Below are 14,602 nucleotides of genomic sequence, written 5' to 3'. Positions count from 1 at the left end.
ACCTTTGAGCCTAAACGGCGCCCGGCCCGGCCGCTAGCTGCGCGGGCGTGGGGCAAGCGGGGCCCGGCGATTCGCTCTTGCTCCGCCCCTCGCCGGGGGCCTACAAGCCGCGACGGAACCGTGTTCGCCCGTCGCCTGCCCACCCCGCCCCAGGCCCCTGCTATGACGCCCTTGTGGCTCGCTGCGATCGCCGTGGCCGGAATGCCGACCGCCGACGCGTCGCCCCCCGCCGCGCCGGTCGCCGCCGCCGAGACGCTGCTCCCGGGGCCCGCCCCAGAGCCGCCCGCGGCGGTCGCGTCGAGATGGGGCTTCGCCGACCGGATCGCCGCGCTCGAGCTGGCGCTCGCCACCACGGTGGTCCAACAATCCGATCGCTGGCGCTTCGGCGCGCTGCGGGCCGAGGCGAGCGAGTTGTACGCCCTCGCGCAGAACGACCGGCAACGCGCGGCGGCCAGCTCCGTGGCCGAACGGATCGAGAGCTTCGCCGCGATCTCCGAGCGGCACAGGCGGCTCGCGTCGGCGCCCGCGCCAGCCGGGCCGGTCGATCGGCCTCGGCCGGCCGCGGACGGTTCGGACCTCGCGCCGCCCGTTCGGCTAACCAAAGCCCAAGCCGATAGCCAGCAGCGGCACGACGTGGTCGGCGTGCTGCGGCCGGTCGTGTCGAAGCGGCCCGACGCGCCGCGTTGGGCGATCGTCGACGAGCAGGGCCGCCTGGCGGCGCTGGTGACCCCGTCGCCCGAGAACTCCCAGCGGCTCCAGCGGCTCGCCGGCCGCCGGGTCGCGCTCGACGGCCGCCGCGGCTACCTCTCGGAGCTGCGGCAGAACCACATCGTCGCCGAACGCATCACGCCGCTGCAGCCGCTGCGGCGTTGACCCGCCCGCTCAGCCGCCGCGGGCTATCGCTGCAGCCTGGCGCGGAAGGCCTCGGCCAGACGGCCGACCCTGGGGTCGACGTCGTCGGTGGCGAGCCGCCAAGCGATCCGCACCAGCTCCTCGCTCGACGCGCTGCCCAGCGCCGAGATCGCCGACCGGCGGACCTCGGCCGACGGGTCCTTGGCGAGCACGATCAGCAGCTTGGCCGCGTCGGGCGACCGGCTCACGAGCAGCTCCTCGGCCAGCGCGACGCGGCGGGCGGCGTCGCCGCTCGCCAGCGGCTCGAGCTGGTCGGCTGCCACGCTCGTGTAACCCCGGCTGAGCACCTCCGCTTGCAGCGCGAGCAGCCGGGCCGACGCTTGCCGCGTCGCCGGATCGGTCGCTTCCTCTGATGGATCAGCCGAAGCCGGCCCCCGAGCCGTCAGCGACTCGCCACCGCCAGCCCCCGCCGCGCCAGCCTCCACGTAAGCTCGGAAGCAGGCGACCAGCAGCTCGCGGTCCGACAACTCGGTCACCGGCGCCGCCGGTTCGGCTTCTGGCTCGGCCGCCGATCGCCGCCAATCGAGCCTAGCCGTCGCGGGGCTGGGCACAGCGGCGGCCGGCTCGGGAGGAGCGACCCGCACGACGAGCGTAGGCTCGGCAGGTGGCGGCGGCGCGTCGGCCGGACGACGGGCCGCCGCTTGGACGGGTGGCTGCTCGCTCGGTGTGACTTGGTCCGTCGCCGCTTCCGGTTCGGGCGTCGGCCGCGCCGGGGGGGCTGCGGCGACCTCGTCCGCGTCGCGCGGGTCGCCCGCGACCGCCAGCCGTTTCGGCCGCACGCGGAGGGCCGCCGTCGCTCTTTCGACGCTAGCGTACAAGGCAAACCGGTCGGCTACGGGACAGAGGCCCGCTTGCTCGACCAGGCGCCGGCTCGCCCACGTCGCCCAATCGGCCCCTGCCGGCGTGATCGGCCCGCGTGCCTCGGCGAAGGCCGCCAGCAGCCGTGTGGCGGTCCGACGGTCGTCGGCGTGATCCAGCCGCGCTGCGATCGCGTTGACCCGAGCCGTGGCCGCCGCCCGCGCACGCTGTCCCGCGGCGCCATCGGCCGAGAGGGCCACCGGCACGATCGCTTCGACCCAGTCGGCGGCCAGCCCGACCGCCGCGATGGCGCCCCCTTCGGCGGCGTGGCGGCCGGCGGCCACGTCGAGCCGCCACACCGCGAGGCGCACAGCCGCTAGCAGCAGAAGCGAGGCCAGCCCCAGCCCGAGCGCCAGCGCGCGGGCCGCGGGCGAAGCGATCAACGGCATGAACCCCGGGCGAAACACGGCGGGAGTGTCGCGGCAGAACGTCGGCGCCGGCAAGGCCGATCCGGGCAGGGCCGCGACCAGCACTCCGATTCGCTCACGCGGCTGCCGGCCATCGCCCGACATACGGTTAGGGCCCGAGCCACGAGCCGGGCCCGGTCAAGAGAAGGGACAGTCGAGAACGTCCGGGTCGGCGGTTTCGTCGACGCGGAAGGCGCCGTTTCCTGGGGGGGAGCTATGGCGTACCGACCAAGCAGGTCGGGCTGCGCGCAGGGTTATCGATGCCGCCGTCGGCATGGCCGCTACGCCGCTCTGATGGCCGCCGCGCTGGCGGCGATGCTCGCCCCCCGGGGGGGCCTCGCGCAGTCCGCCGGCGACCACTCCGACTCGGCCCGCGAGTCGGCGCGGCTGGCGATCCCTTGGCGTGAGCTGGCGCCGGAGGACCGCCGCCGGGTCAGCGAGATCGTGGCCGACGCGTCGCTGTACCGCTGCCTGCCGACGCGCGTGATCGACTGCGACGACCGGCTCTTCGTTTACCTGATCGACCACCCCGAGCTGGTCGTCGATTGCTGGAACGTGATGGGGATCAGCCAGCTGAGCCTCGACGCGCGAGCGCCGGGCAAGTACGCGGCGGCCGACCCGGCCGGAGCGAAAGGCGAGCTGCGTGTCGTGCACCGGTCGGAGGACAACGCCGGCGCGGTCACGATGGTCGTGCTGGCGGACGGCGAGTACCAAGCGGGGCCGATGCCGCACGCGATCTACGGCGGCAGCGTGATGCTGCTGCGCGCCTCGGCGGCCGAGCAAGACAACGGCCGCTGCTACGTGACCGCGCGGCTCGACTCGTTCATCCGCTTCGAGCGCAAGGCCACCGAGCTGGTCGCGCGGACCTTCCGCCCGCTGATCGTGCGAACCGCCGACCACAACTTCATCGAGACGATGCGGTTCGTGTCGCTGTTCTCCCGCACGGCGGAGACCAACCCCACCGGCATGGCGCGGCTCGCGCAGCAGCTCGACTCGGTCGACCCGGCCACCCGTCGCGAGTTCGCCGCCGTGTGCCAAGCCACCTCCGACCGCTACGCGGCCCGACGCGTCCGCGCCGAGCGGGTCGCCCAGGCGGTCGCGCTGCCGCTGTCGGTGATCCGGTAGGCCGGCGGCCGATCGCGTGGCGCCTCACCCCGCGTTCGCGAACCGCTGCTGCGCGACCGCCGCGAGGCCCTTCAAGTCGAGCTTGCCCGAACCGAGCAGCGGCAGCTCGTCGACCTCGGTGAACGAGTCCGGCGAAGGGATCCACAGGTTCGGCAGCCCGGCCGCCTTGAGCGCGTCGCAGACCTCACGCGGCGCCTTGTCGATCGGCAGGTGCACCACGACCAGGCGTTCGCCTTTCTTCTCGTCGGGCACGCCGGTCACGACCGCCAACTGACGCTCCTCGTCCTCGCCGGCGAGGAAGCTCTGGATCTCTTCCTCCACACGGAGGTGGGGGACCATCTCGCCGCCGATCTTGCTGAAGCGGCTCTGCCGCCCGGTGATAAAGATGAAGCCGTCCGGGTCGATCCGCGCCATGTCGCCGGTGACGTACCACCCGTCGCGGACGACCTCGGTGGTCCGCTCGGGGTCGTCCAGGTAGCCCTGCATGAGGTTCGGGCCGCGGACCTCGAGCATCCCCTCCGTGTCGGCCGGCAGGAGCTGGCCGGTTTCGGGATCGACGACCCGCGCCTCGACGCCCGGCAACGGCAAGCCGATGCTCCCCTCGCGCAGGTCGGCCCGCGTGCCGAGCGAGCGGGTCGGCGGGATGTTCACCGACGCGACCGGCGCCAGCTCGGTCGCGCCGTAGCCCTCGACGGGCCGCAAGCCGAACCGCTTCTCGAACGCGTCGGCCAGCGGGATCGGCATCTTCTCCGCGCCGACGACCACCACGTCGAGCGAGTCGAAGTCCTCCGGCGGCACCCGCTTGATGTACGAACGCAAGAAGGTCGGCGTGCTGAGCAGGATCGTCGCGCCGGCCCGCTTGCAGAGCTTGCCGACCTGCTTCGCGTCGAGCGGGTTGAAGTGGTACGCGCCGCCCAGCTCGAGGATCAGCGGCGCCCACAGCGTGACCGTGTAGCCGAACGCGTGGAAGAACGGCAGGATGCCGAGGATCACGTCGCGCGCGTCGAGCTGGACGGCCGTTTCGAACCCGCGGATGTTGGCGATCAGGTTGCGGTGGGTGAGCACCACGCCCTTGGGCCGACCGGTCGACCCGCTGGTAAAGATGATCGTGATCGGGTCCTCGAGCCCCACACCGGCCAGGCCGAGTTGCCTCTCGAGCGTCGCGACCGGGGTCGCGTAGGCCTGCCACGCGGCGGACAGCTTGTCGGACGTCGTGACCTTGTCGCGGAACGCCTCGAGCAAGACCGGCTCGCAACCCAACTCGATGCCGAGCTTGCTCAGGACCTTCTCGCTCGTCAGCACGTGACGCAGCCCGGCCGCCTCGATGCACGCGTTGATCACCTCGGCCGAGGCCGAGTAGTTCAGGTTCACCGCGACCCGGCCGGCGAGCGCCAGCGACGCGTTGACCACCACCCCGCCGTTGGTCGGCGGCAGCAGAACCCCCACCCGCCGCTCGTCGTCCGACAGCACCTCCCGCAGCAACAGCCGGCGCAGCACCAGCGCTTTGGTGAGCAACTGCCCGCCGGTCATCGACACGCCGGTCGAGTCGGTGATCTTCCGCCGGAACCGCGCGCGCTTGCACGCCTGAAGCATTTGGCGTGTCAGGGGGGCCGTGGTGGCCGAGTCGGCGTGGTGGGCCTTGGGCGGCTCGTCGGGGATCACGATGGCTGGCTCGAGAAGGAGGGGCCGGGCTTCGCAGCGACCGCTCGCGCGACTCCCCAGTTTGCCAGAAGTGCTTAAAGCGGGGCAGACCGATACCGCCGACGCCCCCCGGCCCGGTCACCAAGCCGACGGCGGCAGGTCGGCGTCGAGCACCACCGGCTGCAGCCGTTCGGGCGTGCGGAGCACGTCGGCCCGCGTGCGACACCGCCGGGCCCGCCGCGACCGGAGCCACGCTCCGACCGCCGGCTCTTCGATCGGCACGATCTGGGCGATCGCCACCCCCGGCATCGCGCGGCGCAGCGCGGCCTCGCTCGCGTGCGGATCGAAGCCGCCCTCCTCATCGGCCAGCACCAGCAGGGTCACCGGCCGCATGATCGATCGCCCGAGGCGCTCGGGCCGATGAGGGCTTGGAAGAGCAAGAGTGAACCCGGCGGGACTCGAACCCGCGACCCACGGATTAAAAGTCCGTTGCTCTACCGACTGAGCTACAGGTTCCAAGTGGTTTCGTCATATCAACTTACGGCACGTCGGCCAGTCTGTCAGGAGGGTCCAACCCGCCAAAAACCCGCCACGGCGGTCAAACCTCCTTCCGCAGGAACGCCGGAACGTGGATTCGGTTCGCGGTGTCCTGGCGCCGCATCCGTTCCGCCATGTTGACGTATCGGCGGGTGGTCGCGGCTGCTTGGTGCCGCATCAGCCGCTGAAGTACGTCCGCAGGCAGGGCGTCGACGTTAACGTTGGCGAAGCCGAAACGGAAGCGGTGGAACGCGCCGGGGATCTCGACCCCCGCTTCTTTCTTCAGCTTCGCGAAGTGCGTCCACAGCAGCCGCCTGTGCAGGGGCCAGTCGAACACGAGCGGCCCGAAGCCGACAATGTTCTTCACGTGGTCCAGCACGGCGGGGTGCAGCTCGACCCTCGCCTCGCGCTTACCCTTGGTGGCGTCCGCCTCGATTCGTGCCTCTCCCTTGGCCCAGTCGATATCGTCGCGACGCAGCGCGAGGATCTCGCTGATCCGCCATCCGGTCAGGTAGGCGAACGTCAGAAGAGCCGTCCACCAATCGGCCGGCGGATAGTGGCGCCCAGCGGGCTGCGTCATCGCCTTGGCCGCGTTGTACAGCAGCTTGAACGTCGCGTCGTCGATGAACGGCGGGTCTCGCTCCGGCTCGCGCAGGAGATCGAACTCGACCCGATCCGCGATCAGCTTCCACCGCCGAGCCTTATTGAGCGCGCACCGCACGTGCCGCAGGTCTTTATTGACCGTCGCCGGACTGACGCCTTTGGCAATCCGCTTGCCCCGGAACTCGGCGACGGTCGCGGAGTCGACCTCGTCTAGCGAACGCGGCTTGACCGTGTCGTTGAAACAGCGGAGCGAGATCAGGTATTCCTCGCGCGATCGCGGCGCCAACGTCGCCAGGTGGTCCCGCTTGAACCGCTCGACAAACTCCGCCCACGGCATCCGCTCGTGACTCTTCAGCAGCCCGGCGGCCGCCTCGCCCTCGAGCTTCCTCGCGTAGACCTTCGCGGTGGTCTTCGCGCCGATGGACTTCTGTTTCTTCTTGCCGCGGGCGTCGTACCAACCGACCGACCACGGGCACTTCTTGGCGCCGTGTTTGGCCAGCTGCTTGGCGTCCTGGAAAACCCACGCTCGCATGGCTCACCTCCTATCAGTTGAAGTGAAGAGCCTGGCCGCGCGGCCAGGCAGAAAGTCAGTCGTCGTGCGGTGTCGGCTCGGATTTCTCGCGCAGCTCGCTCCACGCGAGCCGGGCCGCGAACAAAGGACTGTGCGCCGCAAGGATTATGCCCCACGGTGGTCCCTCGAATGGCTCCCAGGGATCGAACTGCAGAAGCAGATACCCAATAAGCCCGACGGCTCCTGCAGAGAGCGTCGCCCCCAAAACCTGAGTCCCCGAGCCGCCACGGAACGCCCCCAGCCAGATGGTCAGGAACGCGAGGGCGGGGACGACGAGGAAGCCCGACATCGGCACTTCCTCCGAGATGTTCGACAGCAGCCACAGCGCCGCCGCCAACGGCACGAACGACAGCAGTAGCCGCTGCAGGGTCATGGCTCTCAACTCGTATCTGGCCGCACGACGCCGAACGACACGCACCACCTAGAGCCGCTCGTTCAGCCGTCTCTCAACCTGGTCTTCCGAGTCAACTCGAGCCCGTAGTACCGGCAGAGCGTCTCGGCGTGATCCAGCCGCAACGTGCCGACGCCGTCCGCGAACCGCATCAGCGTCTGCCTCGATACCCCGACCTCCGTCGCTAGCCGCTTGAAGGACTGAGGGTCCTCGATCACCGACTTGCGCAGTGGGCCGGCTATGGGGTGCTCTGCCATGTCCAACTTTATACACTTCGCAGCGCGAACGGTCTAGAGTTGGCCGGTCAAAAAGGTGGGCATCCCTTCCCCGCCAGCGCCGCCGTTGTGCACTAGCCGTCGGAGTTCGCGGCCCGCTGCCCTACGGTCACGCTTGCCCCCCGCGGAGCGGAGCAGCCGCTTGAGGCGTAGCCGATGCGACGGTAGGTGAACCGGTTGCCAGCCACGGCGTCGAAGGAGGGCAACCGACTTCGAGGGCCTGCCGGTCATGAGCTCGCAAGCCAGCTGGCTCATGCCCTACAAGAGGAAGCGCGACGCCGCGCACGTCCCAACGCTTTGGAGGTTTTACCGGCACTGCCTGCAGCTCCAGTCGGCTGCGGGTCTCGACGTCGAGCTATTCGACGCCTGTTGCAGCCTCCGGCAAGTCGGGGTCGTCTCTCTCACAATGGGGATGTTTTGGTGCCGCCCCGAGCCGCGTGACCTGCTGACGGAGGTCTTGTGCGACGGCGCCCGGCGGCTGCTGGCCCAGGCGGTCGAAGCCGAGGTGGCCGAGTGGATCGACTCGCACGCCGACGCGTCCCCGCCAAGCTCCGCGAGGCGTTCGGCCTTAAAGCGGACGACGAGCTGAGCGGATCGCGCCAGATGCGGAGTAAGCGCCGCAAGCCAAGCCAGACCGCCACGGCTTGGCGTCGCTCCAGGCGCCGCCGGGCGAATCCATCGGTCGAGAACGACCGATTTCTGCGCTACGCTCGCGCTTCAGGCGGAAGAGAAATCGAGGGAGCCTCTGCATCGTCACCGCTGTGGCATGTCTGCCTGTGCGGGCCGCCCGAGATCGCTACACCGACCGTCCGCGAGGGCCTGGCCGGCTTCTTCCCTCTGCTCTCACAAGCGTGCCGCCACACCAGCACAGAAATGGGCCGCGGTCAACTGCTTGCCGCTTGGCTCCTTTGGACGACCTGGCGGTCATCCACTCGCGTCAGCGCGCAGGCAACCTCGCACGACCTGCTCGCCGTAGGCCCGATTTCGGTCATTAACCGGATAGGTACTCGAAGCAAATCAGCGTGAGCTGGTCACGATGAAGGCCGAAACACTTGCCGCTGTAGCGGCTTTCTCTTGAGAACTCGTCCGCTAGAGCCTTGATTGCGCCACAGAGAGCGTCGTCCTCTTGGCTCTCACGCCACGTATCGAGAGAAGACCGAACTTTCGCGTGAACTGACTTCCCCACGGGCTGCGACAAGAAGCGGATTGCTGCCTTCGCCGTTTCGCGGTCAACCGACTGCCTGCGAAGAAAATCCTTGAGCTGCTCGGCCGCCACCTGCTGGATTTGATCGACAGTCGTCGGTGCCGCAGCCTTGGCTGATGCCTCCTTGTCGCCGGCGAGGATGTGCTCGATGACCTGCTCTTGGAGCTTGAAGACCTCTTGCGGGCCGATGTAGCGCGGCTCATCGAAACGGCAGGCGATCAGTTGGGCGATTTCGTAGCGGTTCTCCCTAATGGCCCCCGTCGATGCGTCTACATACCGCCAAAAGTGCCGTACGCCCTCACCATCGCTGCGTGGCGCCTGGAAGTAGAAGAACAACCCGTTGCAGTTCTGCCGGCGAAGTCCCGAATGGATCCCGTTAGGAAGAGACTCGGGCGTTTCGCCGCCGTCGCGACTGAGCGATTCCTTCAGTTGCTTTAAGAGCAGTTCCGGCCCCGCCAGCTCAGCCCGCGCCTCTTCTTCGTCGAGGACGGCGCCGTCTTCCTCGCGGACACGGCGTAGCGTATTGAAAGTCCGCGGGTGAACGACTTCACCCAACACGCTGGCGTCCAAGAGGCCGAGGTCATCGATCGTCGAAATGCGATCGGTCAGCCTCTCGACCAGCCGCAGCATGTCCTCCAGCTCTGCCTCTGGGAAGAGGTTATAGATGCCGATCTCTGTGTGCTCGGTGCCAAGCCGGTCGATACGGCCGTTGCGCTGCACCAACCGGATCGGGTTCCACGTCAGGTCGTAGTTGATGATGACGCCGCAGTCCTGGAGGTTTTGCCCTTCGGAGAGTACGTCGGTGCTGATCAGCACGTCGATCGGTTCGCCGCCGACATCGCCGCAGCCGCTGGCGATCGGTGCGAACAAGCCCAGGATGTGCCCGCGCTCCTCTGGGTGGTTGCCGCTGTCGATCCGGCGGACTACCGGGCCGCCCGCCCGCTCGTGCCATTCGCTGCACGCTTCGGACGTGAGCACGCAGTGAACGTATCTTGCCGTGTCTTTGAACGAGCTAAAGACCAGCACCTTCTTGCCGCGGAGCTCGTTCTCCAGCAGCTCCTTCAACCGTTCGAGTTTGCCGTCCGCGTCGGCTAGCGGCGCAGTTTCGCCGTAGAGCGACTTGAGCGTCGTGACGTCTTGCTCCACGTCGCGCACTAGCTTTCGCACCTCGTACTGGTTGAGATCCACCGACGGTAATTCATCGAGGTACGCCTTGACCTCTGCGACTTCGTCGAGTTCGTCAAAAAGGCTCCCCGCGGCGGGGTCGTCTTCATCATCGCGTGCGAGCAAGCGAATCAGCTTCTGGAAATCCTTCGACGAGACGACTTTGTGCTCCAATAGATAGTCGAGATAGGTTTCCTCAAACACCAGCGCGCGGCGCACGCTCTCGCGAAAGGCAAAGATGCTCGACTCGAGCCTCTTCAAGAACCGCGTCTTGAAGATGCCGACCAGCGCGACTTCACGGCCTTCTTCCCACTTGTGCTCTTCTTCGTCACGGATCGCCTCGCGCTTGCGGTACGACTCGATCTTGTACGGCGCCAACGACAGCCGCTCGATCTTGTCCACCACGTCGGCGTACAGGGCCCGGTTCTCGGCGCCGAGCGTGTACTCGACCGTGTGGAGGCGGCGGTCGGGGAATTTGACCGGCTTACCGTTGATGGTCGCGTTAGGGTAAGCCGCGCGGATGAAGGGACGCGTGTTGCGGACCATCACCTCTTCGAGCAGATTGAACAGCACCTCGCCCGGCGACGCCCCCGACTTCGCCAGCTTTCGCCCCTGTCGGAAGTAGGCCCGCAGGTCGCCGATCCCCGCGTCACGGAAGTAGTCGGCCTCGTTCTGAGCAAAGAGGTTGATCTGGGCGTAGAGGTCGTTCAGGTCGTTGTTGATCGGCGTCGCGGAGAGCAGGATCAGCTTCTTCCGCTCGCCGTCGCGGCCGCGTCCGCGGTTGCGTTGGATTGCTTCGTCGAGGGCCAGATAGCGCCCGGTCTTATGGTTGCGGAAGTTGTGGCTCTCGTCCACCAGCACGCAATCGGCATCGGCCACAACGGAAAGGTCGTACCCCTCCCGTCCAAGCTCTTCCATCCCAATCACCCCGGCGGCGATCGTCGCGGTCGCAAGTTCTTTGCGCCACATGGGCCGCAGCGACGCCGGGCAGATGACGACGGCCTTCTGTCGGCGGTGGTAGGCAAAGTCCTCCAGAAGCTTCTTGCCGATCCAGGTCTTGCCGAGGCCAACCGAGTCCGCGATCAGCACACCATCGTAGCGCTGGAGAATACGGCGGGCCTTCTTTACTGCGTCCTCTTGGAACTCGGCGAGGTCCACGGCGCTGCGGCCCAGCGCCAGCGGGTCGTCCCCCAGCTCCTCCTTGAAGTACTCGTACAGCGCCTTGATGTAGACCTCGTACGGCGTGTACTCGCGGGCGCCGAACTTGCTCGCGTCGAGCAGCTCGATCAGCTGTTCCTTGAAGTCTTCCGAGTCGGCCCACTGCCGCTCGTACCACGCAGTCAAGTCTGACACAGCCCGAGCGCCGACCTCGCTCTTAATCCGGCGTCGCTGGGCCTCGGTAAGCGCAGCCGGTTCAGCGGCGTCGGCTGTCGGGGTGAGGTAGCCGAGCTTCTGGGCAGCGTCGAGGTCGGTGGCGGCGTCCTGGTCGGTGTAGACACGGTGGACGAGGTTCAGCTCGCGGTTATGCGTCAGGCCCGGACCGGTGAAGTTGCTCGAGCCGACGATCGCCGCGAACGGTTGCAGCCGGTCGCCGCGGTTAGCAGCGCTCACGCGGTCGTGGTGGAGCAGGTAGGCCTTGGCGTGGAGGAACCCGCGGGCGAAATGCCGGACCTCGACATGGTTTTCCCGCAGCAGCGCGATTAGCCGCTCGACGGTTCGCAGGGTCTCCTCGGTGAAGGGCTCGGCCTCGAGATCGCCGGCGAGCTGTTTGGCGATCGCATGCGGCGAGGGCTTGAGGCCGAGGTCGGTGCCTGTCGCAGGGTCCGAGCCGATGAGCAGCCTCAACGCGCCGACGCCCGCCAGATCGTCTTGCAGCAGACGATAGCCCGAGACCGCGAAGTAGGCCGTCGCCACATCGAGCGGGCCGCCGGGGCACTCGGCAAGAGCCTCTCGAAGCGCGTCAGAAAGTCGATGCTTTTGGTTGTCGAGGACAGCCGGGATCATGTCACGTTCCGGGTTTGCGTCCGACCCATCCTACGACTGTCTTCTTCATGCTCGGATCGTACTCAAAATAGATCCTGACGCAGTGGTCCGGCGAAGTCGCAGTAGAAGGCTTTTGGTGCAGTTCGAAGGTTTGTGAGTGCTCTGCAGACACTTTCCACGTACGCTTGGCCATTTCTGCTGGAGAGTTCTTGATCGTCTCGGACTCTCCCGAGCAAGGACAGCCCCTGTCGGCAACCCACTTCGAAACATTCTGGCCGAGAGGTCCACTTGCGTGTGCGACTGCTAGCTCGTGGAGTGTGAACAGGCAGTCTAGAATCTTTTGCGGGGGCCCCGCATTGGGCGCAAGACTTTCGATCCCGGTTGGGACATCGTCACCGAATAGAAGAGTCTCGCTGTACCGCTTCTTGGCCAATTCTACCGCTTCCGTAACGGTTGACGGTGGAGCTTCCGTCTCAGGGGCGATCGAATCCTGTTGCGCGATCTGTGAGAACTGAAGAGCTTCCGCCAAGGAGTCCGCCCGCGCAGTCGCGGCATCACGTTCCTCCTCCAGCTCGATGACGCGGAGCTCTAATTTCTCGTTGATCTCATTAAAGTCATTGACGCTCGACGCCTTCGATTTCAGCGCTGCAATTTCTTCTGATCGACTCGCACGAAGTACTCGATCGATATTCGCATTACGCGGTACAGAAAAAGCCGACTGGGCAAGGATTGTCTTGCGGAGCTGGTTGCGGAGTCGCGACGCCGCGTGCTGAGTCGAGTCCGTATTCCACATCAACTTCTGGGCAGTCCACAGTTTGTGGTGGTCGAATGGCGAACTAGTTGGCTGAATGCCAGGCCAATAAAGTCGTATTGCGCCTCCGTAGACTGACCATTCCTTCGTCTTGGTCGTTGTCAGACACCAGGACGCCTCCTGATCGATGCTCGCCACGATCGCGAGACCAACCAGGTCGCTCGCTAGATCGTTACAAATCCCCGGGTGCAAGTCGGCTCCATACTCATTGGAGACCGCGACAACCGGTAGGCTACGCTGGTCGCTCCATACGAACTCGGCGAATCGATCCCCGCCATCCTTGCCTGCAAAGATCGTGGAAGTGGCCGTGACGGGAGTGCCCTTAAACTCCCACGGGGAAGTTTCGGAGATCAGTTCCAACAGAACCCTAGGTCGACGCACATCGAGCCACTGAGGAGACATCGCCTCCGAGGCGGAGGCGAGAACTATCGACAACGCCGTGCCCTCCTCCCATTCGACGGCGTCTACTTCGGTCGTGAAGATTCCATGCTCGACGGGCTCCTTTACGATGAAGCGTTGGACGATCCCCGCGCTCGATAAGAAGTCGGCTCTCTCAACCGTGGCGATCTTGCCGCCGGGGAGCAGGATCTCTTCCGGGCTACCTGCGGTCGTTCCCTTTTGGCCGATCCAGCTCTCGACCTTTTCGATCACTGTCCCGAATGGAACTCGGTCCTCCCCGAGCGACTCGACGCTGAAAGCTGCAAGCCGGCGCATAGCAATTGCCTCCTTGGGAATCCACAGCGAATGACCGTACTCTACGTCGACGACACCTTCGCGCCCTTCTGCCTATTGCAAGTCCCGCAGGCGAGCCAGCCGTTGGTGACGGTCGTCGGGCCGCCTTTGCTGTGAGGTACTACGTGGTCGGCGTCGAAACCCTCCCATGGCACGTCGGCGCCGCAGTACTTGCACTGACCACCATCGCGCCGATAGATGGCGATGCGCTGACCTTCGTCGAAGGAGCGCTGTGAATCGATCGGCACGAGGTCCGGGCAGAACTCGTGAAAGGCACGAAGCAGCACCCGATGACGGAACTCGATCGCTTCCTCGCTGTCGGATGCGTGGGATAGCCGCTCGTTGTATCGCACGAGCTCGTTGTCGTCTTCGTTCACTCGGCGCTTCGCCTCGAAGTCGATCAGAAAGTCTCGGAAGTCACGTTCCTTACCCCGTAGTCGGAAAGCATCCATCAAACTCGAAGCTAGCAGATAGAGCGATACGACGTTCCCCCGCTTCAACTCGGGTGTCCTGTCTGGAAAGCAGCTCTTCAGAAAGTCGTAGACCTTCTTCACTCGCTTAGCGAGCCGACCTGACCCGTCGAAGTTGCACTTCTCCTCGTACATCGCTTGAAGCATGTTATTGCGGACGTTCGTGGGCCCGCCATTCAGCTCAAGCAGCACCGTCTGTGCGGCGACTTGCTGATGTTGCATTCGCCCATTGCCGAAGCGAACCGACTCGAAGAACGGGTGCTCAGATAGCTGTTCGCAGAAGTCTCGCATCTGTGAGACCATAGCGTTCCGCTTCTCGGCCGCATTGAGGGGCTTGCCGTTTTGCAGGCGGCAAAACATCTCGCGGATCTCCGCCTCGTGGGCCCGCTTGATGATCACCACCGAGAACTGATAGAGCTCCACCAATCGGCGTTCTTCGTTCGGCAGTTCGCTATACCGAACGGACCCGTGCTCGGGGCTGAAGCGTTCGCTGAGTGGGTACTCGTCTGCAAAGAACTCCCAGACAGCGCGCAGGCGCTGCTGGCCATCAACTGCCTCGTACTTGAAGGGTCCATCGCCTTCCACTTCGCGGAGATAGAGCTTCGGGATGTCCATCCCACGCAAGATGCTGTCGATCAGCAACTGCTGCTGGGGACGCGACCAGACCGCATATCGTTGGTACGAAGGCGTCGGGTTAATCGTCTCGCGGTAATGCTGGACGCTGACAAGCGGCCAGGTCTCTTGCGTGCGTTCCACGTGCACCTCCTGCCTTGATCGCTATTGACCCTCGCGCGACGAACGAACCCTCGGCGTCGCTAGCACCGTAGCAAGGTGCATGAGACCCAAAGGCAGTGCGGCGGGGCTGGAAGACCGACGCCGTCGCGCTGCGGCGTGCTTCCAAGCAGGGGAGTCCGTCCG

General features: G+C 66.2%; 11 protein-coding genes, 1 tRNA gene and 1 pseudogene. 3 read left to right on the top strand and 10 right to left on the bottom strand.

All coding sequences use genetic code 11. The annotated features are described in order from the left end of the window. The first annotated feature begins 162 nt into the window (after window positions 1–162). Complete coding sequence (locus RIC11_RS00065) at window positions 163–873, top strand: hypothetical protein (protein ID WP_350207773.1); 711 nt, start codon at window positions 163–165, stop codon at window positions 871–873. Between the two features lie 23 nt (window positions 874–896). Here RIC11_RS00065 and RIC11_RS00060 read toward each other — a convergent pair whose 3' ends face one another. Next, window positions 897–2,177: a HEAT repeat domain-containing protein gene (locus RIC11_RS00060; RefSeq protein ID WP_350207772.1), complete on the bottom strand. Its 1,281-nt coding sequence runs from the start codon at window positions 2,175–2,177 to the stop codon at window positions 897–899. A gap of 294 nt (window positions 2,178–2,471) precedes the next feature. Here RIC11_RS00060 and RIC11_RS00055 point away from each other — a divergent pair, with 294 nt between their 5' ends. Continuing rightward, window positions 2,472–3,302 (top strand): hypothetical protein, encoded by an 831-nt coding sequence (locus RIC11_RS00055; RefSeq protein ID WP_350207771.1) that lies wholly within the window; start codon window positions 2,472–2,474, stop codon window positions 3,300–3,302. Window positions 3,303–3,326: 24 nt separating this feature from the next. Here the strand turns inward: RIC11_RS00055 and RIC11_RS00050 are convergent, their stop codons facing one another. From RIC11_RS00050 to RIC11_RS00025, 6 genes are all read right to left on the bottom strand, one after another. Next, window positions 3,327–4,964, bottom strand: coding sequence for an AMP-binding protein (locus RIC11_RS00050; protein ID WP_350207770.1), 1,638 nt, complete (start codon window positions 4,962–4,964; stop codon window positions 3,327–3,329). A gap of 117 nt (window positions 4,965–5,081) precedes the next feature. Next, on the bottom strand, window positions 5,082–5,336 hold the full coding sequence (locus RIC11_RS00045; protein WP_350207769.1) for a hypothetical protein: 255 nt from the start codon (window positions 5,334–5,336) through the stop codon (window positions 5,082–5,084). A 50-nt stretch (window positions 5,337–5,386) separates the two neighbouring features. Then, a tRNA-Lys gene (locus RIC11_RS00040) sits at window positions 5,387–5,459 on the bottom strand. 82 nt (window positions 5,460–5,541) lie between these two features. Next, on the bottom strand, window positions 5,542–6,615 hold the full coding sequence (locus RIC11_RS00035; RefSeq protein WP_350207768.1) for a tyrosine-type recombinase/integrase: 1,074 nt from the start codon (window positions 6,613–6,615) through the stop codon (window positions 5,542–5,544). A 55-nt stretch (window positions 6,616–6,670) separates the two neighbouring features. Continuing rightward, window positions 6,671–7,027, bottom strand: a complete 357-nt coding sequence (locus RIC11_RS00030; protein WP_350207767.1) for a hypothetical protein — start codon at window positions 7,025–7,027, stop codon at window positions 6,671–6,673. 62 nt (window positions 7,028–7,089) lie between these two features. Continuing rightward, entirely contained in the window at window positions 7,090–7,302 is a 213-nt protein-coding gene (locus RIC11_RS00025) for a helix-turn-helix domain-containing protein (protein ID WP_350207766.1), read from the bottom strand. A gap of 232 nt (window positions 7,303–7,534) precedes the next feature. Between RIC11_RS00025 and RIC11_RS00020 the strand changes: the two are divergent. Then, window positions 7,535–7,909: pseudogene (locus RIC11_RS00020) on the top strand (hypothetical protein); the annotation flags it as partial. A gap of 402 nt (window positions 7,910–8,311) precedes the next feature. On the opposite strand, the gene RIC11_RS00015 reads toward RIC11_RS00020, so the two are convergent. Genes RIC11_RS00015 through RIC11_RS00005 form a run of 3 tightly spaced genes read right to left on the bottom strand, consistent with a single transcriptional unit; the run spans window position 8,312 to window position 14,440 of the window. Then, window positions 8,312–11,692, bottom strand: coding sequence for a helicase-related protein (locus RIC11_RS00015; RefSeq protein WP_350207765.1), 3,381 nt, complete (start codon window positions 11,690–11,692; stop codon window positions 8,312–8,314). A gap of 1 nt (window position 11,693) precedes the next feature. Next, a complete protein-coding gene (locus RIC11_RS00010; protein ID WP_350207764.1) occupies window positions 11,694–13,196 on the bottom strand; it encodes a hypothetical protein in 1,503 nt (500 codons plus the stop codon). 41 nt (window positions 13,197–13,237) lie between these two features. Then, window positions 13,238–14,440 (bottom strand): GmrSD restriction endonuclease domain-containing protein, encoded by a 1,203-nt coding sequence (locus RIC11_RS00005; protein WP_350207763.1) that lies wholly within the window; start codon window positions 14,438–14,440, stop codon window positions 13,238–13,240. Between the last annotated feature and the right edge of the window lie 162 nt (window positions 14,441–14,602).

Source organism: Botrimarina sp. (genome assembly GCF_040219535.1).
Taxonomy (GTDB): Bacteria; Planctomycetota; Planctomycetia; order Pirellulales; family Lacipirellulaceae; genus Botrimarina.
Note: the sequence above shows the minus strand (reverse complement) of the source record. Positions and strands in the feature narration are given on the sequence as shown.

Coding starts and splice junctions, on each gene's coding strand:
- RIC11_RS00065 (WP_350207773.1), top strand. CDS start 163: ATGACGCCCTTGTGGCTCGCTGCGATCGCCGTGGCCGGAATGCCGACC.
- RIC11_RS00055 (WP_350207771.1), top strand. CDS start 2,472: ATGGCCGCCGCGCTGGCGGCGATGCTCGCCCCCCGGGGGGGCCTCGCG.
- RIC11_RS00045 (WP_350207769.1), bottom strand. CDS start 5,336: ATGCGGCCGGTGACCCTGCTGGTGCTGGCCGATGAGGAGGGCGGCTTC.
- RIC11_RS00035 (WP_350207768.1), bottom strand. CDS start 6,615: ATGCGAGCGTGGGTTTTCCAGGACGCCAAGCAGCTGGCCAAACACGGC.
- RIC11_RS00030 (WP_350207767.1), bottom strand. CDS start 7,027: ATGACCCTGCAGCGGCTACTGCTGTCGTTCGTGCCGTTGGCGGCGGCG.
- RIC11_RS00025 (WP_350207766.1), bottom strand. CDS start 7,302: ATGGCAGAGCACCCCATAGCCGGCCCACTGCGCAAGTCGGTGATCGAG.
- RIC11_RS00015 (WP_350207765.1), bottom strand. CDS start 11,692: ATGATCCCGGCTGTCCTCGACAACCAAAAGCATCGACTTTCTGACGCG.
- RIC11_RS00010 (WP_350207764.1), bottom strand. CDS start 13,196: ATGCGCCGGCTTGCAGCTTTCAGCGTCGAGTCGCTCGGGGAGGACCGA.